Source organism: Mangrovibacterium sp., from assembly GCF_059905295.1.
Map to the genome: position 1 here is coordinate 13,751 of NZ_JBZQJF010000274.1, position 25,972 is coordinate 39,722.

At 42.3% G+C, this 25,972-nt stretch carries 20 protein-coding genes; 5 read left to right on the forward strand and 15 right to left on the reverse strand.

The features are described 5' to 3' along the window. Positions 1-55: 55 nt before the first annotated feature. Positions 56-1,468, forward strand: a complete 1,413-nt coding sequence (locus tag AC37HE_RS14050) for a CCA tRNA nucleotidyltransferase (protein WP_500783482.1) — start codon at positions 56-58, stop codon at positions 1,466-1,468. Here AC37HE_RS14050 and AC37HE_RS14055 read toward each other — a convergent pair. From AC37HE_RS14055 to AC37HE_RS14065, 3 genes are all read right to left on the reverse strand, one after another. Next, entirely contained in the window at positions 1,465-2,598 is a 1,134-nt protein-coding gene (locus tag AC37HE_RS14055) for an endonuclease/exonuclease/phosphatase family protein (protein WP_500783501.1), read from the reverse strand. The genes AC37HE_RS14050 and AC37HE_RS14055 overlap by 4 nt on opposite strands. Next, positions 2,480-3,925, reverse strand: coding sequence for a right-handed parallel beta-helix repeat-containing protein (locus AC37HE_RS14060; RefSeq protein WP_500783483.1), 1,446 nt, complete (start codon positions 3,923-3,925; stop codon positions 2,480-2,482). The genes AC37HE_RS14055 and AC37HE_RS14060 overlap by 119 nt, the downstream gene beginning before the upstream one ends. A 166-nt stretch (positions 3,926-4,091) precedes the next feature. Further along, complete coding sequence (locus AC37HE_RS14065; protein WP_500783484.1) at positions 4,092-5,246, reverse strand: exo-beta-N-acetylmuramidase NamZ family protein; 1,155 nt, start codon at positions 5,244-5,246, stop codon at positions 4,092-4,094. A gap of 105 nt (positions 5,247-5,351) precedes the next feature. On the opposite strand from AC37HE_RS14065, the gene AC37HE_RS14070 reads away from it, so the two are divergent. Both AC37HE_RS14070 and AC37HE_RS14075 read left to right on the forward strand, forming a co-directional pair. Then, positions 5,352-8,315 (forward strand): serine hydrolase domain-containing protein, encoded by a 2,964-nt coding sequence (locus tag AC37HE_RS14070; RefSeq protein WP_500783485.1) that lies wholly within the window; start codon positions 5,352-5,354, stop codon positions 8,313-8,315. A gap of 230 nt (positions 8,316-8,545) precedes the next feature. Continuing rightward, positions 8,546-8,797 carry a DNA-binding protein gene (locus AC37HE_RS14075; protein ID WP_500783486.1) on the forward strand — a complete coding sequence of 84 codons (252 nt, stop codon included), beginning with the start codon at positions 8,546-8,548 and terminating at the stop codon, positions 8,795-8,797. A gap of 125 nt (positions 8,798-8,922) precedes the next feature. Here the strand turns inward: AC37HE_RS14075 and AC37HE_RS14080 are convergent, their stop codons facing one another. The 7 genes from AC37HE_RS14080 to AC37HE_RS14110 form a co-directional block, all read right to left on the reverse strand. Continuing rightward, the gene (locus AC37HE_RS14080) at positions 8,923-10,629 is read right to left on the reverse strand and encodes a DEAD/DEAH box helicase (RefSeq protein WP_500783487.1); all 1,707 of its coding nucleotides are present in this window, start codon (positions 10,627-10,629) and stop codon (positions 8,923-8,925) included. Between the two features lie 287 nt (positions 10,630-10,916). Continuing rightward, positions 10,917-11,492 (reverse strand): isochorismatase family protein, encoded by a 576-nt coding sequence (locus AC37HE_RS14085; RefSeq protein ID WP_500783488.1) that lies wholly within the window; start codon positions 11,490-11,492, stop codon positions 10,917-10,919. An 18-nt stretch (positions 11,493-11,510) separates the two neighbouring features. Next, on the reverse strand, positions 11,511-11,711 hold the full coding sequence (xseB, locus tag AC37HE_RS14090) for an exodeoxyribonuclease VII small subunit (RefSeq protein WP_500783489.1): 201 nt from the start codon (positions 11,709-11,711) through the stop codon (positions 11,511-11,513). A 2-nt stretch (positions 11,712-11,713) separates the two neighbouring features. After that, the gene (gene xseA, locus AC37HE_RS14095) at positions 11,714-13,156 is read right to left on the reverse strand and encodes an exodeoxyribonuclease VII large subunit (RefSeq protein WP_500783490.1); all 1,443 of its coding nucleotides are present in this window, start codon (positions 13,154-13,156) and stop codon (positions 11,714-11,716) included. Positions 13,157-13,176: 20 nt separating this feature from the next. After that, positions 13,177-14,832, reverse strand: coding sequence for a S8 family serine peptidase (locus tag AC37HE_RS14100; RefSeq protein WP_500783491.1), 1,656 nt, complete (start codon positions 14,830-14,832; stop codon positions 13,177-13,179). 4 nt (positions 14,833-14,836) lie between these two features. Beyond that, on the reverse strand, positions 14,837-15,643 hold the full coding sequence (locus tag AC37HE_RS14105; RefSeq protein ID WP_500783492.1) for a toxin-antitoxin system YwqK family antitoxin: 807 nt from the start codon (positions 15,641-15,643) through the stop codon (positions 14,837-14,839). 109 nt (positions 15,644-15,752) lie between these two features. Continuing rightward, entirely contained in the window at positions 15,753-17,960 is a 2,208-nt protein-coding gene (locus AC37HE_RS14110; protein WP_500783493.1) for a bifunctional alpha,alpha-trehalose-phosphate synthase (UDP-forming)/trehalose-phosphatase, read from the reverse strand. Between the two features lie 295 nt (positions 17,961-18,255). Here AC37HE_RS14110 and AC37HE_RS14115 point away from each other — a divergent pair, with 295 nt between their 5' ends. After that, positions 18,256-20,064 carry a glycoside hydrolase family 15 protein gene (locus AC37HE_RS14115; RefSeq protein ID WP_500783494.1) on the forward strand — a complete coding sequence of 603 codons (1,809 nt, stop codon included), beginning with the start codon at positions 18,256-18,258 and terminating at the stop codon, positions 20,062-20,064. Between the two features lie 60 nt (positions 20,065-20,124). On the opposite strand, the gene AC37HE_RS14120 is transcribed toward AC37HE_RS14115, so the two are convergent. After that, positions 20,125-20,589, reverse strand: a complete 465-nt coding sequence (locus AC37HE_RS14120; protein WP_500783495.1) for a Dps family protein — start codon at positions 20,587-20,589, stop codon at positions 20,125-20,127. A gap of 105 nt (positions 20,590-20,694) precedes the next feature. On the opposite strand from AC37HE_RS14120, the gene AC37HE_RS14125 reads away from it, so the two are divergent. After that, complete coding sequence (locus tag AC37HE_RS14125) at positions 20,695-21,642, forward strand: LysR family transcriptional regulator (RefSeq protein WP_500783496.1); 948 nt, start codon at positions 20,695-20,697, stop codon at positions 21,640-21,642. 566 nt (positions 21,643-22,208) lie between these two features. Here the strand turns inward: AC37HE_RS14125 and AC37HE_RS14130 are convergent. The 4 genes from AC37HE_RS14130 to AC37HE_RS14145 form a co-directional block, all read right to left on the reverse strand. Then, entirely contained in the window at positions 22,209-23,408 is a 1,200-nt protein-coding gene (locus tag AC37HE_RS14130; protein ID WP_500783497.1) for an ABC transporter permease, read from the reverse strand. After that, positions 23,392-24,561 carry an ABC transporter permease gene (locus AC37HE_RS14135; protein ID WP_500783498.1) on the reverse strand — a complete coding sequence of 390 codons (1,170 nt, stop codon included), beginning with the start codon at positions 24,559-24,561 and terminating at the stop codon, positions 23,392-23,394. Before AC37HE_RS14135 ends, AC37HE_RS14130 begins: the two co-directional genes overlap by 17 nt. A gap of 10 nt (positions 24,562-24,571) precedes the next feature. Next, the gene (locus tag AC37HE_RS14140) at positions 24,572-25,561 is read right to left on the reverse strand and encodes an HlyD family secretion protein (protein ID WP_500783499.1); all 990 of its coding nucleotides are present in this window, start codon (positions 25,559-25,561) and stop codon (positions 24,572-24,574) included. 29 nt (positions 25,562-25,590) lie between these two features. Further along, a partial coding sequence (locus tag AC37HE_RS14145; protein ID WP_500783500.1) for a TolC family protein occupies positions 25,591-25,972 on the reverse strand: 382 nt, incomplete at its 5' end.

Below are 25,972 nucleotides of genomic sequence, written 5' to 3' on the forward strand. Positions count from 1 at the left end.
AAACAAAATGACATGTTTATACCTTTATGATCGTTAAAAAAGGTCGTTATATTTCATGAAAGAGCATTTAGAAGCCCCTATATTTTCAATCATCTCGGAGGAAGCCGATCAGCTTGGACAAGCTTGTTTTGTAATCGGTGGTTTTGTACGAGATTTAATCCTTCAGCGAAACTCAAAAGATATCGACGTTGTCACCCTCGGCAGCGGAATTGAATTAGCCAAACGTATTGCCAAACGACTGGGCCCCAAAACACCGGTAAGTGTTTTCAAAAACTTTGGTACTGCCATGATTAAAAATGGTGGTCTGGAAGTTGAATTTGTTGGTGCCCGTAAGGAATCGTACACACACGATTCACGCAAACCAATTGTAGAAGATGGAACGCTCGAGGACGACCAAAAAAGGCGGGACTTTACAATTAATGCACTGGCTCTTGGATTGAATAAAGATAATTTTGGGGAATTGATCGACCCGTTTGGAGGAATAGCCGATATTGAGAACAAGATTATTCGCACACCACTTGAACCGGGTATTACATTCTCAGACGACCCGCTTCGGATGATGCGAGCTATTCGGTTTGCAACACAACTGAACTTTAAGATTGAAGAAAAAACCCTGCAGGCAATTTGCGACTACAATCACCGAATCGAGATCATCTCGAAAGAGCGGATTATTGAAGAGTTGAACAAGATTATCCTCTCCGACAAACCATCAATTGGCTTTAAATTACTGGACAAAACAGGCTTATTACCACTCATCTTCCCGGAATTAGCAAAAATGAAAGGGATTGACGAAAAAGCCGGGGTTGCACATAAAGACAATTTTTACCATACTTTGGAGGTGTTGGATCGCATTGTGCCAAATACAAATAATCTTTGGCTTCGTTGGTCTGCGATTTTGCATGACATTGGAAAACCGAGAACAAAACGTTTTGCTCCTGGAACAGGTTGGACTTTTCACGCGCATAACCACGTAGGTGAAAAAATGATCCCTAAGCTTTTCCGGCGCATGAAGTTACCCATGAACGAAAAAATGAAATACATCCAAAAGATGGTTTCCTTACACATGCGTCCAATCGTTCTTTCCGAGGAAGAGGTAACCGATTCGGCAGTTCGCCGCTTGCTTTTTGAGGCCGGTGATGATATTGACGACTTAATGACACTTTGTGAAGCCGACATTACTTCCAAAAATGCGGAGAAAGTAAAACGTTATATGAGAAACTTCCAGTTAGTGCGCGAAAAGCTAAAAGATCTGGAAGAACGGGATCATATTCGTAATTTCCAACCACCAGTCTCCGGAGAAGAAATCATGGAAACATTCGGTTTAAAACCCTGTCGGGAAGTCGGAGACATTAAAAATGCCATAAAAGAGGCCATTCTGGAGGGAGAAATTCACAACAACCACGATGAAGCGGTTAGATATATGCTGCAAAAAGCATCCGAGATGGGACTGCATCCTATACAAGCTTAGTTTGCGTAACTAAGCTTCAATAAAACCGGAAGATGATCGGAAAATCCTCCGGTATACTTATACCCACGATAAGTACGGAATAATCGTTTTCCACCCCATCGTTCATCCTCTTCAAATAAGAAAGGTAAGTTTACAATCCGGGCATTCGATGTCGTGGTACTGAGTTTATTTTTTGTCAGCAAGTAATCGGATACAATTACCTGATCGAAAATTTGCCAAGTATTCTGATGTTTAAGCGTACCGGCAGGAACCCAGTTTACAGACAAATTAACAAGTTCTCCTTCAACTAACGGATTATCTTCCGATACAGCTTGGAGGCCTTGACTCAAACTCACATTATCCGGTTGATCGTTGAAATCTCCCATAATGATCACCTTTGCATTTGAATTTCGCTCATAAACTGCCAACACGGAAGCCTTAAGGGTTTGAGCTGCCAACATACGATCCGGCTCAGTTTCAGCCTGCCCTCTGTACCGCGAGGGCCAGTGATTGATAAAAACAGACAAGGTATCTTCCTCAATCTGAAATTCGGCCTCTAAAATTTCCCGGCTACTTAGCGTATCTCCTCCTTTTGTCACAAGCGGATGATATTTATACTGGAGTGGAGTAACTTCCTCGGGACGGTAAAGCAGGGCAATATCGATTCCTCGTTCATCCGGGGAATCTTTATGAATAATCCGGTAGTTAAAGCGATTTAATATTGTCTTTTGGGTTAATTGCTCCAGGATCCATCGGTTTTCGACTTCACATAAACCCACAATTGCCGGAACATGAAAACCCGAAGAAGCTGTAATGACTTTCGATAGTTTATTGAGTTTATCGTTCATTCGATAAACATTCCAATTCCTCATCCCTCCCGGACAAAACTCATCATCCTCAGTTAAAGAATCATTTTTTATATCGAATAAATTCTCGACATTATAAAAAAGTACAGAAAAGGCAGCATCTTCATTTTCAGACTGAGCATTAACATTCATGCACACAGAAATAAATAGAAGAAAAAGCAACAGACTATTCAGCCACTTCTTCCACTCGTTCATATGCTCCAAGATCGGGACCTGCATCCAGCGTACGATTTTGATGGAGTAAATCGTAAGGAAATAGCTTGCCGATTTCGGACGAACCGGCATCTTTCGCATCACTCAGCGTATCCAACTGGAAATTCATTTTCACATAAGGATCGATAAATCGAGGCTGAGCATTCTTAAGTATATTACGGTAATACTTGGGATTATCAACATTTGCGGTATCTGCCAGGCTAAGTAAACAGTGATCGAAATAATAATTGAATTCCAATTCACCCAATCTTGCCAACTCAACTTCATTGCCGGTGATGATATTACCGGTAACAATACTATTGGCAAAATAGGCTTTTGTCAGATCTCCCGAGTAGGTCAATTTCGAGCCATCAGCCTGATCGACAATAACATGATCCGAAATCATCAACGAGGAAGTAGAACGTGTTCGTGCTGTATAACCTCCCCAATAATTCGCAATAGTGGTATGATAAAACTCGTATTCACCCCCAATTAAAAGAGCCGCAGCATAATAGCCACAATTATAAATTAAGGTGTTATAGGCTGTAATTTTCGATTTTAAAGCAAAAATTCCCGCATACGAGTGGTTGTATATCTGTGTATTCTGAATACTGACAGATGCATAACCTTCATTTTCAATATTACCAACCTGCAAACCAATATTGGCGTTTTTAATTTCAGCATAACTAATCGCGTTATCATGGCTTCCGGAATACAAGAATATCCCATTCCACTGATCAGGAACATCTTTGTACGCCTCTTCCAAGCGGTCGGCCTGAAATATCACCGGTTTTTCCTGCGTACCAGCAACCAGCAACTTGCCTTTCACATATAATCCCGTAGATGCATGAAAATAGATTCGTGCACCGGGGTTTATCGTCAACGTTGCGTCTTTATCAACCAACGTATTGGCATAAACAACATAGGGCCTCTGATCAGTCCATTCGGTGTCATTATTTATGGTAGCTTCAACCAACTCAATATCTTGCCCCCAAGCAACCAACTTCACATACTGCAAATTTGTATTGGTCAAAAACTCAATTGAATCCTTTACTACAATCGGTTGGTTTTCACCAAGCGGATCAATCGTCACTTCAACAAAAATATAAATGCTGTCGTTAGCAGGTATCTCCAGGTCAGTCAACTCATCGGAAGGTATACCATTAATATTGAGTCGGAAATCAGAATCTTCGCCACCAATTAATCTTATTCCGGAAACTTTTACAGCCTGATCACATCGGTTGTAGACTTTGAGATGTTGCGTGGTAGAACCAACCTCTGTAAAAATTGTATCGAACATGACTGTATCGACAGAAAACTCAAGCTTAACGTCAGTAGCTGTTGTATACTTCTCATCCTCGCAAGAAACAAGATATACCAAAGACAGGATGATTAAAGATATATAGACTAACTTTTTCAAAAGCTTGTTTTAGGTTTAACGAGTTTTTCCTGCTGATAGTATGCTAAAGTACGAAATGATTTTCACAAATTTTAACATTTCTTTCAATTCAGCAGAACAACCTAAAACAATTCATATTCAGCTAATATTGAGACCTCCCGGTTTATATAAGGGACCAGCGTTTTTTTTATTCAGAGTAGAGCAAATATTTTTTTCTCATCTTTTTATATTGATCCAAATCCGGTTTCCACGAATCCTCTATTTCCTTTAATGTAGCCCCTTCTCTTATCATCTCCAAAACCTCATCGGTACCTGCCAAAAGATTAAACCACCGGACTGAACTTAGAAAGTCTGATTCATTTGGAAATTGTTTGTAGTAACGGAGAAAATATTCAAGCGTAAACCGATCATCAATTTTTTCAGTTCTCAAATCTTCGCCATAACAAACTTTCCCTTCTTGCTTAGGATTCTTGGCCATTCCCGGAATACTCTTCGGGGTAAATTGAAATTCACCCATTCGTGGATCAGGGTATCCAATAACCTGAAAAGGGAAATACGTTCCCCGACCAATACTCATGTTCGTTGCTTCGAAAAAACACAGCGATGGGTATAAGCGGATAGACAAGTCATCCGGCAAGTTCGGTGATGGTTTAATAGGCAGTGAATAACTCATTTTATGCGTATAATTGGCTACAGGAATAACGGTTAACTTACAAGTCACATGGTTTTTGAGCCACCCTTGTCCGTTGATCATTTGAGCCAGTTCACCCAAGGTACATCCATGGACAACAGGGATCGGATGCATTCCAACAAACGATTGAAACTCCGGTTTTAAAACAGGTCCTGCCACATAGTCACCATTCGGGTTTGGCCGATCCAGAAGCAACAAGGGAATATTTTGTTCCGCACAAGCCTCCATCACATAATGAAGCGTACTCAGGTAAGTATAAAACCGAACACCAACATCCTGAATGTCAAAAACAAGAAGATCCAAACCACTCAACTGGTCAGGTTTTGGTTTTTTATTGTCCCCATAAAGCGAAATAACCGGCAAACCGGTCTTCTCATCCTTCTGATCGCTAACGTGTTCACCGGCATCGGCATCCCCCCTGAAACCATGCTCCGGACTAAAGATCTTTTTAACATTGATATCCTTACTCAATAAAAAATCGAGTAAATGTACATTACCCACACGGGAGCTTTGATTAACAACCAAGCCAATATGCTTTCCTTCAAGAAGTCCTAAATACTTCTCCGGCTGATCGGCACCGCAAACAATCTTCTGAGCACTCACTTGTCCTGTAATGACCGTAAAAAACGCTATAAACAATAAAATTTTCATACCTTTTTCTTTAATCCCTACGAATGTAATAATTCAGTTTTAATTCAATCTGCTTTTCAACAATCGGGTAAACTTTATTAATTTTGAAAATGAAAACAGATAACTATGAAATACCTTCGTATTGCGCTATTTTTTATAGTTGCACTTAGCTTTCCATATACTCACTTATCAGCACAGGACAAGCCAGCATTCCTGCAACACTTGCACGATCAATGGGTCGACAGCTTAATGAACTCCATGTCATTAGAACAAAAAATCGGCCAACTTTTTATTGTTCAAGCCTATAGTTCCGAAGGGAAAACTCCTGATGCCGTTTTGAATGATATTCGAAACCACCAAGTTGGGGGCGTTATTTTCATGCAAGGAACAGCTCCCCGACAGGTTGAAATGACCAATAAATTTCAGGAAGCTAGCCCTATACCTCTTCTTATTGCCATTGACGGAGAATGGGGACCGGCTTTCCGATTAAAAAATACACCAAAATATCCGGTACAAATGGCTTTAGGAGCGATTCAGAACGACAGTCTGATTTACCAAATGGGAAAAGAGATTGGCAGTCAGTTTCGCCGGATTGGAGTACACATTAATTTTGCTCCGGTAAGCGATGTGAATAATAACCCCAACAATCCGGTTATCAATTACCGCAGTTTTGGAGAAAACCCGGAAAATGTTGCCCGAAAAGCATTTCTTTATGCCAAAGGTATGCAGGATGCTGGTCTATTGGCTGTTGCTAAACATTTCCCGGGACACGGCGATACAAACGTTGATTCGCATCTGGGCCTACCTGTGATAAAACATGACACCACGCGCTTAAACGCCGTTGAGATGTATCCCTTCAAAAAATTAATACTCCAAGGGATCGGTGGGGTTATGACAGCGCATATTCAGGTTCCGGCCCTGGAGCCCAACGTAAAGCTACCGGCCTCTTTGTCTCCCCGAATTGTCCAAGGCCTCTTAATCACGAAATTCGGTTTTGGAGGCATGGTGTTCACCGATGCCATGAACATGCAGGGAGTTACCCGTCTTTACCAACCGGGCAAAGCTGCAGTACTAGCCGTAAAAGCCGGTAACGACATGCTTGAGATTGTCCCTGATTTAAACCAGGCTATTGCAGCAGTAACTAATGCGGTACAAACGAAACAAATCAGCGAAGAAGCAATTAACCAACATTGCCGTAAGATACTTGCGCTCAAGAAATGGATGGGACTTGATTCTTTAAAAACAGTCAACCCAACGAATTTACAGCAAGACCTGAATAAGCCTGTTTATGAGTTAACGCAACGTCTCTTGCACGAAGAAAGCATCACAACGCTTATCAACCGCAACCAGCTAATGCCTCTGATGCGATTGGATACTTTAAATGTAGCAGTCGTTTCAATCGGAAGAGTTTCCGAAACTGCTTTTCAAAAGATGGCGGGGCGCTACACAAAAGTTACCACCTTCAACCTGAAAAAAGAAGCAACTAGTGCTGAGGTCGACCAACTGATCAAACAACTACAACCTTACAACCTTGTAATCTGCGGCATTCACAACCTCAACCTTACGCCAACAAAAAATTACGGAACTTCAGCGGCAATGGGAGAATTCATTCGAAAAATGAAAGCAAAGAAGCTCATTGTTTCTGTATTCGGAAATGCCTATGCACTGGACAAAATAAACGGCATAGAAACTGCGGACGGCCTCCTGTTGACTTACCAGGAAAACCAAATTACCGAAGAACTGGCAGCACAAGCGATATTTGGCTCCATTGGCACTACTGGCAAACTACCGGTAAATGTGAATGCTTACTTCAGAATGAATGATGGCATTGACACTAAAAAGACAGATCGATTAAAATACACTATCCCGGAGGAAGTAAAAATATCTTCAAGCTACCTGGAACGACGGATCGACAGCATTGCAGATTTGGGTATCAACCAAAAAGCTTATCCCGGATGCCAGGTTCTTATTGCGGTAGACGGCAAAGTAATACTTGACAAATCGTACGGCTATTACACTTACGATAAAAAGGAAAAAATAACCGAGAATTCAATCTACGACATTGCGTCGGTAACCAAAATTACAGGAGTCCTACCAGCCTTAATCAAACTATATGACGAAAAGAAGTTTAAGCTCGACATGCCCTTTTCATTCTACTGGCCACCGTTCCGGGGAACCGATAAAGAAAAAATAACGTCGCGCCAAATACTTGCCCATCAAGCCCGGCTGAAACCCTGGATACCATTTTGGCAAAACGAGCTAAAAAAAAACGGGAACCTAAGATCTGCTGTTTTTCGGGAAATGCCTGATAAGGATTATAACATCCGGGTATGTTCTCATCTTTATATGGATCACCACAACATTCAGCGGATGTATGACGAAATAAAAAACTCGCCACTCCTTCCCCGAATAAAATACACCTACTCGGACCTGGGTTTTATCATTTTTCCCAAAGTTATTTCAGAATTAACCCACCAGAATTACGAGCAATACTTAAAACAAAACTTTTACAATCCGTTGGGCGCCCAAAATATCACGTACAATGCTTACCAGCACTTTCCGCTCTCCCAAATTGTTCCAACAGAGCAGGACAATGATTTTCGCCACGAATTGCTCCGGGGGTATGTGCACGACGAAAGTGCCAGTATGCTTGGTGGCGTTTCGGGAAATGCCGGCCTGTTTACTAACGCAAACGATTTGGCCAAACTGATGCAGATGTACCTGCAATTCGGACATTACGGAGGTATCAGCTACCTGGATTCAACCTCAATGGCTGAATTTACACGCGTTCAGTATCCCAAAAACGACAACCGACGTGGTCTGGGTTTCGACAAACCATTCATCGACAATTACAAAAACACATTGGAACATGCTTTTCCGGCCGTTGATGCCAGTCCGGAGAGTTTTGGACACACAGGCTTTACCGGCACCTTTGTTTGGATGGATCCTAAGTATAAAATTCTTCTCGTTTTTCTTTCAAACCGGGTTTATCCCACCCGCAACAACAACAAACTTAGCCGCCTGAATATTCGCCCTGCCATGCACCAAGCCATATACGATGCCCTATTCAGAGGAATGAAAGACTATTAAAAGTTGTTAAAATGTTTTCTAACATTTTCGACTTTTCCAACCCAATACACCTCCCCAATCTCCCACTCTGCAAGAAGTACAGCGCTTCAAAAAGGTTACATTTTCTCATTCTCCATCTTATCAACAATCTCAGTACACCGCCCATCTCTCCAAAACAACACATTATTAAATTATTAATTTTAACTTTATAGGAGTTAACACAGATTTCAAACCATTAAAATTTTACCGCCATGGAGAGAAAAATCACCTTCAACGAGCTTCGTAAAATCAAAGACAGTTTGCCTGCCGGCGCAATTCACAAGATTGCAGATGAATTTCATATTGAAGTCGAAACCGTCAGGAATTATTTTGGAGGATCGAATTACGATCGCGGGCGATCAGTTGGGATACACGTTGAACCAGGGCCTAATGGAGGAATTGTTTTATTAGATGACACACAAATACTTGAACGTGCAGAACAACTTCTTCACGAAGTTAACTAAATCAGATTATTAGTTTTTGTTTGGGGATTGTTCGGAATTTATGACGATCCTCGTACCAAAAAGAAACGGTTGCATCTCCTTATTTAAAGTTGATACAACCGTTTTTTATTTTTCGAAAGACAGCCTTAGCGTTGTCTTTTTTTATTTCCTGAATAGTTTCCTTTATTTCCGCCGAAATCCTTTTTACGTCCTCTTGAACGCTGGAATCCGCCGGGACCATCACCGGTAACGCGATCGACCTTCACGCTATGTCCATCCAGCGTGAAATGATTCATGCTCTTGATCAAATCCGCTTCAAAGCGGCTATCAATTTCGAAGAATGAAAACTTACGTTGAATGTCAATCTTTCCGATTTCAATATTCTTTCTTCGAAGGTTTTCATTAATCATTCCCAGTAAACGGGAAGCATTCAGATTTTGCTTTTTACCGGCGTTAATAAACAAACGAGAAAAATGAACACGATCTCCGTCACGATCACCTCTTCGATCGCGACCACGAGGTTCTCTTTCTTTCACGTTCAAATCGGGCGCATTGCGGTAGTACTCGATAAAACGGTTAAATTCAACCGAGACAAAACGCTTCAGAATTTCATCGGGCTCCAAATCACCAAACTTCTCTTTGATAGCGTCCATATACGGATTGATCCGTTTATCATCGACCTCGATTTGCACCACGCGATCAATCAGGTGCATCAACTGAACTTCGCAAATCTCATCTCCACCCGGAACCATTTTCCGCTCAAAACGTTTCTGAGAAATCTTTTCAATCTGACGAACTTTACCAGTTTCGCGCATATTGATAATTGAAACCGAAATCCCTTTCTTCCCGGCACGACCGGTACGGCCGCTACGATGAATGTAGACTTCCGGATCATCAGGCAAGCTATAGTTAATAGCATGTGTCAGTTCGTTCACGTCCAACCCGCGGGCAGCAACATCGGTTGCAACCAGCATTTGCAGGTTTTTATTGCGGAACCTGGCCATCACCTGGTCACGTTGTGCCTGCGACAGGTCGCCATGCAATGCGTCGGCATTATAGCCGTCAGCCATTAACTTCTCCGCAATGTCGCGGGTTTCCATCCGTGTGCGACAGAAAACAATCGCATAACAGTCCGGGTAGTTATCCGCAATACGCTTCAATGTCAAATACTTGTCTTTTGCATGTACCAAATAATAATGATGCTCTACATTATCCGACCCCTGGTTCCGTTTTCCAACAGAAATTTCATCCGGATTATGCAAGTACTTGTGAGACATATCGGCAATTTCGGCAGGCATGGTTGCCGAGAACAACAAGGTTTGCTTGGTCGATGGCGTGTTGGCCAAAATCGCATCCAGCTCATCCTTAAAGCCCATGGTCAGCATTTCGTCAGCTTCATCCAAGACTAACCACCGAATTTCACCAACGTTGAGCACGTTACGACGGATAAGGTCGTTCACACGGCCAGGCGTACCAACAACAATTTGTCCACCACTACGCAACTCGCGAATCTGCTTTGAGATATCGGTACCACCATACACAGCGATATTCTTAAATCCCCGAAGGTTTTTAGAGAAACTCTCCAAATCTCTCGAAATTTGCAGACACAACTCGCGTGTCGGGCAAAGCACCAACGCTTGAACTGATTTTTTACTCAAGTCGACATTATGCAACAAAGGCAATCCAAATGCTGCAGTTTTACCAGTTCCTGTTTGCGCTAAAGCAATCAGGTCATTTTCGGCTTGTAAAAGGTGAGGAATCGTTTTTTCCTGGATAGGTGTAGGTTGCTGAAATCCCATTTCTGAAATAGCACTCAGCAGTTCGGGCTTTAAGCCCGTTTCATCAAATGTCATCTTCGTGTACTAAAAATTTAATGTGCAAACCGCACGCGTAATCCAAACAGCACTGATGACAAAAAAATATACCTTGCAATAGCCCCCTTGCCACCTAGCGCCAGATTTGAGGCTGCAAAGGTAATCTAATTTTCGAATAAAACGACAACACTTAATTCTGACCTTAAAATAAACAGCTGATTTTTAGCAAAAACCAGCAAAATAGAGACAATATTTCAACAGAGGATGACTATCCCTCACTTCTTAAACTTTATCCGACGCCTGCTTATCCCCTCTTTTTCCAGAAACTATTTGTTTAACATTGTAATAATCTCGTCGGTTGTTCCCATCTCTCCCAGTCGCGGCAGAATATAATTCATGGTACAGTCGTGAGCTTCCTTCACCTTGTCACTCATCGCATCTATCGCAAAAGTTTGATTGTAACCAAACTCGCTCGCCGCACGTGCAGTACCTTCAACACCAATACTGGTTGAAATGCCACCAAGTACAATATTGGAAATTCCCAACTGCTGCAATAATTCATGCAGATGCGTATTGTAAAAGGCATTCCAGTTGTGTTTTCGAACCAACAGATCCCGCTCATGAGCTTTTATCTGGGGAACCAAATCGGCAAAGTCATCCGGAAGGGGAACAGTTCCTTGAGGAGCTAATGGTCTGCCCCCCTCAATTCGGCAGTTAATAAATTTTGAACCATTCGGGTTAACCGTCACCAGCACAACCGGTAGGTTTTTCTCCCGAAAAGCATCAATCAATTTTACGGCATTTGCAAGAATCTGCTCAACCGGGTGTGCGGTATCTTTGGCAATTCCTTTTTGCAAATCAATCAATATCAGTGCTGCATTCTCGTCTATTTGTGTAATCATTTGACCTGAGTTTTAATTTTATTCGTCCATTTCCTTCAAAATATTTTCAACCTCTTCCTGTGTTTTATGCAACTTCTCCTTACAGAATTTAATCAGCGTTGAAACACGTTTTACTTTCTCCGAGAGCTCATCAACATCCAGTTCTTCATTTTCAATTTTCTCCAGAATCTCGTCAATCTCCTCTACAGCTTCTTTATAACTCAATTTCTTAGGTGCCATATTTATTCTTTTTTAATGATTCTACTTATTACGCGACCATCAGCCAAACGGGTTTGCAGCTCGTCGCCTTCACTTAGTTCGGTTACCGATTTAATGATTTTCCCGTTTTTATATGCAAGGCTATAACCCCGTTGCAACACACGAACCGGGTCTACCAGGCGCTTCTTCACTTCAAAAGTTTCCAATTTGTTTTTTTGCAAACGGAAGCCATCAGTCATTCTAATCTTCAGCACATGCGTACTTTCATCCAGCTTAGACTGTCCATTCCGGAACAGGCGCTGACTACGATACTGCAATTCTCCTATTTTCTTTTGCAAGTCGTACATTTCATCCTTCAGCAGGCGTTGGCCAGCACCAGAAAGCCGCTGTGAGTATTTCTGAAAGCGATCATTTTTCACTTTCAGTAGCTTGGGTGCATTACTTCGAAGCTGGATCCGGTTGATTTCAAAGCGATGCTCTTCCTCTGTAACCAACTGCCGAACCCCCAGCTTCAGGGTCGAAACAGCTTCTTCCAGGTAATTCTGTTCCTCTTCCAGTCGTTCCTGCACCATGTCTACAAAGCGACTTTCGAGCTCAAGCAACATCTGCTCAAACGTTTCAGCTCCGGTCACCAGAAACTCGGCAACAGCTGTTGGTGTTTTCATTTTGGTATGTGCCACCAAATCGATTACGGTCTCGTCTTTATCGTGGCCAATACCTGTGATCACAGGGATCGGAAATTGCGCCACATGATAAGCCAATTCGTAATGATCGAAACTGGCCAAGTCAAGCTGTGCTCCCCCGCCCCGAATAATACAAACAACATCGAAGAAATCTTCATATTGAAAAACCAATTCCAGGGCATTGATGATGGATGCAGCAGTTTCAGTTCCCTGCATAACGGCCGGAAACAGTTTCGTGTAAAAATGAATGTTAGCCGGATTATTCTCCAGCTGGTTCATAAAGTCTTGCAAACCCGCTGCCGTTGGTGACGAAATAATCGCAACACGCTGCGGAACCAGTGGCAACTGCAATTCCCGGTTCATATCGTAAACACCATCTTCCTGCAGCTGCTGAATAATCTCTCGTCGTTTGCGTGCCATATCTCCCATGGTGTAAGTAGGATCGATATCGCGAATGTTTAAGCTCAATCCGTAAACCGGATGATATTCTACTTTGGCACTTACCAGCACCTTAATGCCCTGCCCAAAAGCCTGCCCGGTTGTCGTTTCAAAATAGGGACGCAACATTCGGAAACTATACGACCAAATTGTTGCCCTTGCTCTGGCCAAAACACTTTTTGTTGAAGGGTCGACCTCAACCAATTCCAGGTAACAATGTCCGGTACGGTTCACCGTCATCTCACTGATTTCGGCTTTCACCCACACCAAGCCAGAGAAAGCATCCTCCAATGTATCTTTTATCAGCTGATTAAGCTCCAGCAACGAGAGTTGAGTCTCTTTCATCTCCTGAATTTTCTTTTCGTTTATTGGTCTATTTTAACCAATTTCATCGTTATTTGTTCTTCTCCATCCTGTATACGGGCAATATACAAACCACATGGCAAACCACCTAAGTTCGTTTTAAAAACAGCATTTGATGAAGACAATTTTTGCTGCCAAACGAGCACTCCTTCTATATTTATTAACCGAAATTCGATGAAATGATCTTTTACTTCCCCCTTTTTCACCAGGTATAATTCGTTGGTAACCGGATTTGGGTAAACAGTCCAGTTCGATTCTATTGTAGAACCATCAATCGCTATTAAAGCCTCTTGTTTTAGTAACTGGTCGGCAAGTTCAAAGTTGGGTATTCCGTATCCCAACAACGAATCAGGAGAGAGATACTGGTTAGCGCTGTGTTCGATAGCTTCTTTCAGTTGCAATACTGTAACATCCGGGTTGGCCTGCCACAAGCAAGCCGCCATGCCGGCCATAACAGGAGATGAAAAAGAAGTGCCATTCAGCTGTCCGATTGATCCTGCAGAATTAATAACGCAAGTCCCCCGGCCCAGTGCAGCAACATTTGGTTTTACGTCGCCATCGGCAGCCGGTCCCAGTGAGCTGAACGAAGCCCAGTTTCCGTTTTTCCCCACTGCTCCGACCCCAAGAACCATATCGCCGTCCGACGGAGCAACGATGTATCGCCAGCTGTCGTTAGCCTCATTCCCGGCACTGGCACACACCAACATTCCTTTTTGTACAGCTATATTTGCAGCTCGGGTCACACGTGTCGTTTTCCCGTTCATATCGGTATATGTGTGATTCATCGTAGAATCGTCAAACTCAGAATAGCCCAGCGAGGAGTTAATCACATCAACACCGAGCGAATCAGCATACTCTGCAGCAGCGACCCAATTATCCTCCTCAATCAAAAATTCGGACGAAACATCTTCGGTTCGAAACAAGTAATAGGATGCCTCCGGCGCTGTACCAATCAATTCGCCTTCGTCGTTCACGGCCATGGTTGAAAGCACACTCATCCCATGGTAATGTTCCCCAAAAATATCATTCCCGGGACTCACAAAATCCCGGATTCCAAGTAGTCGCGACTCTGCAATCAAATTTGCAAAAGCAGCATATTCATTCACCTTGTAGAAACCGCCATCCAGAACAGCAATTTGCATACCGGCCCCCTTATAGTTTTGGTTATGCAGATACTGACCATTCAATTGGCCAACCTGGAAAACCGAACCTCCATACAACGAGGTATCAATTGAAGCAGCATTCTGCTCATCACTCCATTTCTGATGAAAAGATTCCGAAATTAGCCCTGGCTTGGTTAGCTGAACCTGAATTACAAAGCCCAAGCTGTCAATCCTTACTGCCAAAGCAGAATCCGCCTGAATGGTACAACCATTTAGCCAACGCGATTGCAAACCAACCGTCGCGCCAAGATCCCTCAATCTATCCATATAAACAGTAGAAACCGGCAGATCAGATTCATCAATGGCAATGCCTTGCGCCCGGCGACGCTCAATTGCCCTGGCCGACAAGAATTGTTCGGGAGCATCAATAGAAAATTCAGTTCCTGCTTTATCGGCAAAGGCAACCCAATAATAATTAACGACCGATTGAGCTTCTACTACACTTGTACAAAGTAAGCATAGTAACACGAATCCTATCAGCCGTTTTCGAAGCATAAAATCAACGAATTCCGGTTTGCATCATGTATTGCATTGGATCTTGCATGAATTTCTCCGGATCTACTATCTTATTCCGGTTTGCATCCAACTTACTGTAGCGAACCTGTTCAACACTATCTAAAACCGACTTATTTTGAATCAATCCTTGTTCATAAATCAAAGCGTAGTTGAACTTTCCGTCTTCATCGTAGTATTTCCAGGTATCCTCGCGAACTCCGGACTTGTAATGCGCATCTGTTTCCAATTCTCCGTTTGGGTGAAAAATCTGGCAATAGCCGTCTCGCTTGCCGTTCTTCATCTGGCTTTCGAAATATACCTTTCCCGATTTATAAAAGGCCCGGTAAACACCATCTTCCACACCATCAATATAATTGGTTTCAACAAACAACTCCCCCGATGGATAGTAGGTCTTGGCCGGTCCATTTTTTTTTCCGTTTTGATAGTTCTCTTCCGAAACTTTCTTCCCTTTATTAAAATATTCCCAATGCCCGGCCTTTGTTTTCCCAAGGTAAGAGCCTTGAGCTACTTTATTTCCTACATTATCAAACAAGCTAACAATTGCCGTGTCGGAGGTTTCCGAATAGTTGATCTGAGCTTTTAGAATGCCATTTTCGTGATAACGCTTCCATTCACCAATCGGCTTATCATCTTTAAAATATCCCTTGTAAAGTGGCTTTCCGTTAGGCTGCATCTTTTGCCAATAACCTTGTTTTTTACCACTACCATCCAATTGATTGATGGAATCTTGCGCACACACTGAGCCAAATCCGATCAAAAAAAATAAAACTGAAGCGATTATTGTTCGCATGGTCATTCTAATTTGTTATTGCTAGTTATAAGCTTTCCCGATCAAAGCTAATGAAAAAAGCGGAGTCTGAAACAGATTCCGCTTTTGATGCTATGTTAATTTGAAGTGCTTACTCGATCAGCGATTTCAGCAATGTACGAACCGAATTTACAGACTCTACTTTATAAGAAGCAGCTGTATTTTTCAACCCGACTTTTACGGTTACTGCTGTTTCCGGTAATTCGCGGAACATGTATTCATCCGTCCAGTCATCACCAATAGCAATGATGCTGTCCACCTGCTGATTATTCAGAAAACGTAAGGCTGCAACCCCTTTGTTGATGCCGCCGGCTTTCACCTCAATCACCTTATTTCCTTCCATAATTTCGAGGTTATGGTTGGCAACCATCGTATGCAACTCGTCTTTCAATTCGTTGGCACGCAACTCTCCTTGTTCCGGCTCAGCCTTACGGAAATGCCATACCAGGGAGTAGTTTTTCTCTTCGATAAAGGTTCCCGGGGTTCGGTCGACATACGATTCCAGCAATGGTCTGATCAAAGGTTTCCAATTCGCATTCAGGTTTTCAATCATCTCCCATTCGCCACCGATACGACGCAGCCACACACCATGCTCAGTTATCAGATTAACCTTGTGATTTCCGAGCCATCTTTCCAGCGTATCCCGGTCGCGTCCGCTAATGATGGTTACCATATTGCTCGGATCGCTTTCTAAGGCCGTTAAAATTTCATGAAGTTCTTCGTCGGGCTTAGCTGCTTGAGGATCATTTTTAAAGCCAACCAATGTTCCGTCATAATCCAGAAAAATGGCTCTTTTCGTTGCTGCTTTAAACTTTGCTACCAAGTCTTTCCGCACATTCGGAGTTATCTTTTTAGCTAAGAAGTTTTGTTGAATAGCCTCTACTTTCTTCAAGGATTTAACAAACTCCGATGCCCACTTAAATACATCGTACCGGCTAATTCGTTGCTGAAGAGCCCCCATCCGCTCGCGTTGCTCTTCCAATGGCATATTTAATGCCTGGTAAAGTGCTTCACCAATTTCAGGCTCGTTATTCGGGTTGATAATGATGGCTTCACCCAATTCTTTTGCAACACCGGCCATCTCACTGATGACCATGACGCCTGTTTGGTTAATCCGTGAAGCAATGTATTCTTTCGCCACCAGGTTCATCCCATCGCGAACAGGAGTTACCAAAGCGACATCACACGAACTGTAGAGCTCAATCAGACTTTCAAAAGGCAGTGATCGGTAGAAATACCAAATCGGCGTATAATTGATTCGTCCAAAGCGTCCATTGATCCGACCTACAAGTTCGTCAATCTCGCTCCTCAATAATTTATATTGTTCCACTTCGGCACGCGATGGAACAACCAGCATTATTAACGTAACCCGATTGCGATATTCCGGATATTTCTCCAGAAAATACTCAAACGCCCGAATCCGGTTCGGAATTCCTTTAGTATAATCCAGCCTGTCGATCGACAAAATTAATTTACGATCCGGAGCCATCAGGAAATACTTCTCAAGTTCTTTATGCAACTCTGATTTTTCGGGTAACGACTTACGGAAAACCTTACTCGCCATATTCTTAAACTTGGAATAGTCGATCCCCATTGGGAACGCATCTGCCAGAATAATTCTGTTCTCAACGTGAATTTGATTGAAAGATACCTCGTAACCCAATAATCGACGTACCGAACTAAAGAAATGTCGCTCGTAATCATAGGTATGGAAACCAATTAGATCGGCACCAAGAATACCGGTAATCAACTCCTTCCGCCAAGGTAGAATCCGAAATACTTCGAACGAAGGAAATGGGATATGCAGAAAAAAGCCTATTGTTACATCCGGCATTTTATCGCGAATCATTTGCGGCACAAGCAGCAACTGATAATCGTGTACCCAAATCGTATCTCCGGGCTCAGCGACCTCCAGTACCTTATCGGCAAATTTTTGATTAACGGCTTTGTAAGCCTCCCAATAATCGGGGTTATACTCAATATGTTGTGTAAAATAATGGAATAGCGGCCAAATAACATCATTGCTAAAGCCTTCGTAGTAAAGGTTAATTTCTTCGCCGGTAAGATGAACTGCCTGGCAATTTTCTTCCTGAAGCTTTTCATCAATTTGCGCTATTTGAGTATCTTCTAAATCATCTGATGGGATACCGGACCAACCAATCCATTGCCCCCCAAACTCTTTATAAATCGAGCGCATTCCGGTTGCCAATCCCCCAACACTCGGGGTAAACGAGAAGCCATCTTCATCTTGTTTTATACTTATTGGTAACCGATTGGATACAATATGAATTCTGTTCATAAGTCTCTGTTTTATTTTATCTTAAATCATTTCAATGATCAGTAATGCCCTAATGATTCAACATATTCGGCTGCAAAATGTTGGTGAGATAAATAGCATTTTGATTAAATCTGAATAAAAATAGGTGCTTCAGACCATAATGCTTAAATTTGAAAGAATTGATTCGAGAGGTTCGAAAATCGAAACAATTCACACCGGCGAATAAGCTGAATGTGAGCTTCAAATTTAATCAAAATCGGCGAGTTAACAAAATGTCAACACCTCGCTGCTTTTAACACAGGACTAAAAATTGACTATGGATAATTTAAATTACGGAATTGTTGGAAACTGCAGAAGTGCAGCCCTCATTTCAGAACAAGGAACAGTTGAATGGCTCTGTTTGCCGCAGTTTAATTCCTCCTCAGTCTTTGCGTCAATACTTGACAAAGACCGGGGTGGCTTTTTTTCGGTACAACCTAAATACCTGGAAAGAACGAGTCAGCATTACATCCCAAGAACAAATATTTTAGTAACCCGTTTCCATTGTCTCGATGGTGTTTTTGAGGTTCATGATTTTATGCCCCGCTACCGAATCGACCAAAATCAATCCTATTACACGCCGCCCGACCTCATTCGTTACTTTAAACACATTGTCGGCGATCCGGAAATATATCTGCACTACAATCCCAAACTGGAGTATGGCATACCAGGCACCAAGCAAACCATTAAAGAAGAATATTTAAAATCGGCAACCACCAAGGGGCCCTACGATTCACTGTACCTATACTCCAATTTTGATCTAAGCATATTCGATGGCTCAAAGCCTGTAAAACTGACCCAGGACGGTTATTGCCTGATTAGCTACAACCAAAAATTGCTTCACCAGGATGTCCGACGGTCACAACTAAAGCTGGAAAGAACAAAAGTTTATTGGCTTAACTGGTCGGAGAGAACAACATTCTACAAGCATTTTCAGGAAGAAATTATCCGTAGTGCCCTAACACTAAAAATGTTGAGTTTTGATAAGAGCGGAGCAATATTAGCGGCCCTTACCACTTCGCTCCCCGAAACAATTGGCGAAGAACGCAACTGGGACTACCGCTTCTGCTGGATTCGTGATGCATCGATGGTTGTAAAGAACATGACTTCATTGGGACACTACCGAATGGCTCGTCACTACCTCAACTTCATCATTGATATTTTGCCGGAGAAAGATGAAAAGATGCAAATCATGTATGGCATCAAGGGTGAAAAGAAATTAACAGAACAAATTCTTTCTCATTTTTCAGGCTACGAAAATTCGCACCCCGTTCGTATTGGCAATGCAGCCTACAAACAAAAGCAGAATGACATTTACGGAATCCTGCTGGACGTTATTTACCAACATTTCTACCTTTATTCAACCAGTCTGGAACACAGCGAGGAGCTTTGGACAATCGTCCGGAATATCGTTAATGTTGTCAAAAACAACTGGCAAAAGCCCGACCGTGGAATTTGGGAAATACGTAGCGAAAACAAACATTTTACCTTCAGCAAGGTGCTTTGTTGGGCTGCTATTGACCGAGCCGTGAAAATTGCCGGACTACTAAAACGCCACTATTGCATTGTAAACTGGACGAAACTTCGCGATAAAATTGAGGCAGACATACACCAAAAGGCCTGGTCCGAAAATAAAAAAGCGTTCACTCAAGCTTATGGAACTGAAGATTTAGATGCTTCGGTACTTTTAATGGAGTCATACGGTTTTATTGATGCCAAGGATCAGCGATTTGTAGATACGGTAACCGCCATCCAAAAAGAGCTGGAGCATAACGGATTAATGTTCCGCTACAAAAACCAGGACGATTTCGGCACACCCAAATCAGCCTTTACGATTTGTTCTTTCTGGCTTATCAAAAGCTTATACAAAATTGGCCGAAGAGAAGAAGCTATCCAAAAATTTAAAACATTGCTAGGCTACTCCAATCACCTTGGACTGTTTAGCGAGGATTTGGATTTTCAAACCAAGCGCATGCTCGGGAATTTTCCACAAGCCTATTCTCATTTAGCGATTATCGAAACTGCAATTACCATCTCAGATGGTGAAATCACCGAGGATGAATCAATTATAGACGTCATTCACTAACCAAATATAGAATCGAAAAAAGGGACCCATTGGATCCCTTTTTCATTTTATGCAATTTGGTTACGCCAGAAATGTACGTAGCATCCAACATTTTTTCTCGGTATTGCTAATTAATTCGCTAAACATAGCATTGGTAGCTTCATCTCCACGATCAGCCGCATCAGCCTGAATTTTACTCATCTGTACTAGAAGTGTTACCGACTGGTCAACAACATGTTCAACAGCTGTTATGCCATCCGTAACATCTTTAATTTCTTCAAGCGAAGCGTGAACCAAATAATCGGAAAACGAATGCAAAGGTTTGCCACCAATCATCAAAATACGCTCTGCAACTTCGTCAATTACATCTGCAGTTTCAGTGTAATACTCTTCAAATTTCTCATGCAATACAAAAAACATATTTCCTTTCACATTCCAGTGAAACGCTCTCAGATTCTGATAGTGAATTTGCAGGTCTGCTAAGAATTGATTCAACTCGTTTACAATTACTTCGTTTACGGTGTTGTTTTTAACTTGTGTTTTCATGTTCTAAAATTTTAAATGTTAATGTTTCCTTGTTTTTTGTTAATACAAATATAGAATAAGCATTATTTATTATTTTTATACTTCTATTAGCTAACCTTATAACAAATGAAATTCAATCAGTTAAAATATCTCATCGAACTTGTTCGATCTCAGAATTTCTCGAAAGCTGCAAAAACATTGCAAATCAGTCAGCCCGCGTTAAGCCTACAAATGCAGAAATTGGAGGAAGAATACGAGTTTAAGATGTTTGAACGAACCAAGAAACCGATGGCATTGACCCGGGAAGGAGAAGTCTTTTATGAAAAAGCATTACAAATAGTGCAGTTGGTCGAAGATCTGGAGCAATTGAGCTTGGATATGGAAGGACAGGTAGAAGGGAAATTACGAATTGGGATTATTCCAACGCTTTCACCCTATCTTGTTCCGCTATTTATCGATGAAATGACAAAACAGTACCCCGGAATAAAACTGCACATTGAAGAGTTGAATAGCGAGAGTATTATTGACCAACTGGCTCATAACAAACTCGATTTGGGAATTATCGCTACCCCTCTAAAAGCCAAAAACATTGGATTTATGCCTCTTTTTTATGAACGCTTTTTCTTGTATATTTCAGAAAAACACCCGCTTTATAAAGCAGATAAAATTGAGTTGGATCAATTGAGCTTAGACCAACTTTGGTATTTGCACGAGGGCAACTGTTTTCAAAACCAGGTAAATTCGGTTTGCCAGGTACAGGATTTGAACAACTCAGAGCTTCCTTTTCAATACGCCTCCAACTCCATTGAATCGCTGAAACGGATTGTCGAAAACCAGGGCGGAATGACCTTTGTACCGGAACTGGCGACCAGTAACATACCGGCCGAATTTGAAAATATGATCAAGGATCTTGAAGCACCTGTGCCTACCCGCGAAATCAGCGCTGCTTATTTACAAACAACAGGTCTCAAAAGAAATGCAAAAGCTTTATTGGAGGTGCTAAAAAAAGCCGTTCCATCAAGGATGCATGAGAAACCCGAAACACCATCGGTCGATACGAAAATCAGAATGTAAAAAAGGATCTGAAACCCACAACCACCCGGAGATATTTTCATTTTAGACAAAGGCAAAGCCAATAAAACAGTCTCTGCCGAAATAAATACCCACGTTATTAAACCAACGGATACTGTTCCAATGAATTGTTTGGATTATCCACCTCGTAACTAACTACAGTTAGCTCTTTACAGACTCGTGTCGATTCGGAACTAACTGAAGTCGTTTTTTTACTCATTCGAGTTAGCTCCGAACCTACTGCAGTTACCATTTTGCTCACTCGAGTCTGTTCAGAGCCAACGAGAGTCACCATTTTGCTCACTCAAGTTGGTTCAGAGCTGACTCGAGTCACCTTTGAGGTGAGGAGGGGTACTTCAGAAGTACCCCCGATTTTTCGAAAAGATCGGTTCCCTGTTAACCAACAAGCTGGTACGGAGAATTCTAACCGCTTTATTGATGATGCTTCAAACCATCATCGCCGCCTATAAGTATAAAAATAAGGATCGATAAAAAGCCTTGATTTCGAAAAACCAAGGCTTCTATTCAAACAAAAAAACTCCAAAGATCGGGCTGCCAACAGGGATTGATCACACAGTCACTTTCTTCAGCAATCTTCTCATTGTGAATATGGAAAGAATAAAATAAAAGGCACATAGAATCCAAACATGGAGCCAAACATCATTTACTTCACCAAGTCGGCTACCAGCCTGACTGATTGCCACAAAGCCTTTGGTTGCTACACTGGACGGAATCAATTGTGCTAAACCGGCCAAAAAGGATGGAATCTCGGCTACAGGCCAGGACACACCGCAAAGCAGAAGTACAGGAATCGATGTAAAGATAATGGTCATAACAGCATCTTCCCGATGGCGAAAAAACCGATTTAGCGTAATTCCTAAAAATGAAATTGTCAACAGGTATGGCAGAATAAACAAGTACAAATCCGGAATACTTCCGCGCTGGGGCATATCGAATAAGGGAAGTACCATTCCAACAATTATTGTAAAAACGAAAAGGCCGACTGATGTGTAGGCAATAGCTTTTCCTAGAACAATTGCAATGGCATCCCAGATCCCATTCACCTCGGTATGCAAATTGACAAAACGCTTTTGTTCCCTAAAAGTTCCTCCCAACAATCCGATTCCGGTTAGCATCGTGGTTTGTATTATCACCAGGAAAACAGCGGGCATGACGAAAATGGCATAGCCCGAATCCGGATTAAACAATCCAACAATTTTCGTTTGTATCGGACTGACATTTTGCAAGGCTTCCGATTCAGCTTTTCCTTTCGCTTTTAACTTACTAAGTTCGATACCTGCATTCATATAAGCCGTTACCAACGACATGGCCTTATAAACCTGCTTATAGTACAAGATATAAGAGGCATCGGCAAAAACAGAAACAGAAGGTTGATCCTGCCGGTTCAAGTCCCGTCCGAAATGATTTGGGATAACAACAATTCCTTTTGCCTTTCCTTCATCAAATAAAGTTTCAGCATCGCTAAAGTTGGCTACCACAAAAGAAGCATCAACCTGTGGTGTTGCATCCAACATCCGGGTCAACATTCGGCTTTCGGTTGTCTGGTCGTGATCGACCACTGCAACCGGAAGTCCGCTTAGCACCTGATTGGAATAAATATAGGTGTAAACGAAAGAGATGACAATGGCAATGAACAACATGGAGAAGACCACTGCCACATCGCGGAACAGAAATCGGTACTCATTTTTCAATGCATACCACAACTTTGCACAAACGCCTATTTGTCTATGATCAGTATTCCGGTTCATATCCATTATTCTTTAGCAATTTTGAAAATTTAGGCACCGATAAAAGCCCAATAACAACAAAACCCAGCAGCGCCACCAGCCAACCTGCAGAATTTACCAGTGGCAGCCCCTTAATCGCAATATTAACATAGGCTTTCATAAAGTGTGTATAGGGGAATACCTGCCCGAGAAGAACCATCGATTTAGGAATGCCGTCAGCCGGGAAGGTATAGCCTGAAAAAGAAAATGCCAGGGCCGAAAATCCCCCTCCGAAAGTCAGCGCTGACCTCAGATTTTTAGAAAACGACACAAAAAACACCGCCATCGCTTGATAAGCCAGGATCATTAATGTTGTCACCAATAAAATATTAATAACCGATCCTCGCATTGGAACTCCAATCGAATAGAAGAGAAAAACATTCATAAACCAGCCCATAAACAGGAAGAGCAAGGTATAAGGCAACAACTTACCGGCCAGGACCGACCACACATGCTCATTACCCAATTGGTAAAGCTTCTCAGCCTTCCTACGTTTCATCACCAAACCGAGCACATAAGCTGAAACAACCATGACCACGATTTGAAACATCATCGGAAGCATCGCCAGGTTCAGATAATAGCTGTAGTTCATGTAAGGATTATACAAAATGTGTTTATCAATTTGCAAGTTACTGATATCGCTGAATGCCTGTCCGTATGTTTGTCCCTGTTTCTGTCGTTTATCCAACTTTATACCTGCCGAGAAAGTTCCGACAGTGGTCATAAACGCACTCTGTATTAAGCCTGCAGGCAGGATGAACTGCCCGTTTTCATAGCATATTGCTTTCGGACTCTTCCCTTGGTAGATAGCCTTTTCAAAATCGGATGGAATGACAACCGTGGCAAATACATCGGAACGACGCAAAGCCCGTTGTGCTTCAGCTTCATTTGTACAATGCTGCGTAATAGTCATTATCGGTGATGCATCAACAAAGCGCAACAGTTGTCTCGACAAGGCTGAATTATCGTAATCGACCACATTGACAGGTAAGTCACGAGGAACACCATTCTGAAATAAAGCACCGAAAAAGAAGAAAATAAGCAATGGCACAGCCAGCACCCAAACCATTAGTCGAGGTGTGCGGAAGAATTTCTTCCATTCCGTGTAAAATACCCTTACAAACCCGTTATTCATATGCCGGATTTTAGTCCATGGTCGATTGTTCAACAAGCACACTCATCCCGGGACGAAGACCGTCGACCTGATTTACCGGATAAGCTTTGATTTGAAATGTTCGACGATCGAAGTCGCCTTGCGCCCGGGTTGCTGTCCAGGTTGCAAAATCAGCCAAAGGGGCGATATTACGAACTTCGAACTGAACCTTCTGGTTACCCAAAGCCGGAACTGTCCCCTGAAATTTCTCTCCTTTTCGGAAGTTATTCATATAATCCTCCCGAATATTCAAAATAACCCAAACATCGTTTAAGTCGACAATATTCACGATGGGATAACCCGCATTCACCAATTCTCCGGCCTCGGGAATAACTTCCTGAACCTCGCCTGCAACCGGAGCCACAACTTGAGCTTCATTCTTATAACTTTCAACCTCATTTACTGCTCCCTGGGCTTGCTGTACTAAAGCTGCTGCAGCTTTCTTATCCTCCAGTCGAGCGCCGTTTTTAGCCATTTCGTAATTTGCCTTGGCTGCATCTGCCTGTTTTCGAAGGGCTATTTTCTGCGTGTAAGCTTCGTCTCGCTTCTGCTCCGGCAATACTTTTTCGTTGTACAAATTAGTTACCCGCTCGTAGGTTTTATTGGCCAGATCCGAAGCTGCTTCGGCTTGTTGCCATATGTTATATGCAGCCGACACCTGCTCAGTACGAGCTCCGGCATCCGCTTTTTCCAGTTGAGCTAATGCTGCCTCATGAGCTGCTTGTGCCTGTTGTAGTTTGGCATCAATTGTTGTGGTTTTCATCACTGCCAGTAGTTGTCCAGGCTTAACTGCATCTCCTTCTTCAACGAGCAATTTCAGTACTTTTCCTGGAATTTCAGGCGATACCCGTACTTGTTTTGCTTCAACCTGGCCTTGTATGTAATAAACTTTGGGCTTCAACATAAACCAGAATGCCAAAGCAACCACCACCGCAATCAAAATCGCGGCAATCAGCATATTTGAGTTTTGCTTCTTCTTCATATCGTGCTTATTTTTTCAATCTTGTTTGGTTAATTTTCAGGAATATAAGTATCGAACCGGGAACTCTCGCCACAGGTTTCGAGCAAGGATGCCAGTGTGACATCATATTCGTAAAGGGCTTGCAGTCTTTTTAGCCGAATTGCCGAAAGGTAGAGATTGGCATCAACAACATCGGCAGACTTTCCAAAGCCTTCAACAAAGGCTTTTTCACGAACCCGTAGCAGTTCCCCGGCAAAAGCCACATCTTTTTCCAGTGCGGTAACCTGCTCGGCATGTTTTTCCAATTCCTGGTAATGCTTGCGTACCAAAATCCGAATATCCTGTACAGCCTGCTCTTTCATAAGACTAATGCTTTCCTTCATCGAACTGTATTCGCGAATCTCGTTTTTACGGCTCATACCGTCGAATAAA

Bases quoted from the DNA above. Each gene is read 5' to 3' on its own strand.
- AC37HE_RS14115 (WP_500783494.1), top strand. From the start codon at position 18,256: ATGGATAATTTAAATTACGGAATTGTTGGAAACTGCAGAAGTGCAGCC.
- xseA (WP_500783490.1), bottom strand. From the start codon at position 13,156: ATGAAAGAGACTCAACTCTCGTTGCTGGAGCTTAATCAGCTGATAAAA.
- AC37HE_RS14065 (WP_500783484.1), bottom strand. From the start codon at position 5,246: ATGAAAATTTTATTGTTTATAGCGTTTTTTACGGTCATTACAGGACAA.
- AC37HE_RS14110 (WP_500783493.1), bottom strand. From the start codon at position 17,960: ATGAACAGAATTCATATTGTATCCAATCGGTTACCAATAAGTATAAAA.
- AC37HE_RS14055 (WP_500783501.1), bottom strand. From the start codon at position 2,598: ATGCCGGTTCGTCCGAAATCGGCAAGCTATTTCCTTACGATTTACTCC.
- AC37HE_RS14120 (WP_500783495.1), bottom strand. From the start codon at position 20,589: ATGAAAACACAAGTTAAAAACAACACCGTAAACGAAGTAATTGTAAAC.
- AC37HE_RS14070 (WP_500783485.1), top strand. From the start codon at position 5,352: ATGAAATACCTTCGTATTGCGCTATTTTTTATAGTTGCACTTAGCTTT.
- AC37HE_RS14100 (WP_500783491.1), bottom strand. From the start codon at position 14,832: ATGCTTCGAAAACGGCTGATAGGATTCGTGTTACTATGCTTACTTTGT.
- AC37HE_RS14085 (WP_500783488.1), bottom strand. From the start codon at position 11,492: ATGATTACACAAATAGACGAGAATGCAGCACTGATATTGATTGATTTG.
- AC37HE_RS14135 (WP_500783498.1), bottom strand. From the start codon at position 24,561: ATGAATAACGGGTTTGTAAGGGTATTTTACACGGAATGGAAGAAATTC.
- AC37HE_RS14105 (WP_500783492.1), bottom strand. From the start codon at position 15,643: ATGCGAACAATAATCGCTTCAGTTTTATTTTTTTTGATCGGATTTGGC.
- AC37HE_RS14080 (WP_500783487.1), bottom strand. From the start codon at position 10,629: ATGACATTTGATGAAACGGGCTTAAAGCCCGAACTGCTGAGTGCTATT.
- AC37HE_RS14140 (WP_500783499.1), bottom strand. From the start codon at position 25,561: ATGAAGAAGAAGCAAAACTCAAATATGCTGATTGCCGCGATTTTGATT.
- AC37HE_RS14125 (WP_500783496.1), top strand. From the start codon at position 20,695: ATGAAATTCAATCAGTTAAAATATCTCATCGAACTTGTTCGATCTCAG.
- xseB (WP_500783489.1), bottom strand. From the start codon at position 11,711: ATGGCACCTAAGAAATTGAGTTATAAAGAAGCTGTAGAGGAGATTGAC.
- AC37HE_RS14130 (WP_500783497.1), bottom strand. From the start codon at position 23,408: ATGAACCGGAATACTGATCATAGACAAATAGGCGTTTGTGCAAAGTTG.
- AC37HE_RS14050 (WP_500783482.1), top strand. From the start codon at position 56: ATGAAAGAGCATTTAGAAGCCCCTATATTTTCAATCATCTCGGAGGAA.
- AC37HE_RS14075 (WP_500783486.1), top strand. From the start codon at position 8,546: ATGGAGAGAAAAATCACCTTCAACGAGCTTCGTAAAATCAAAGACAGT.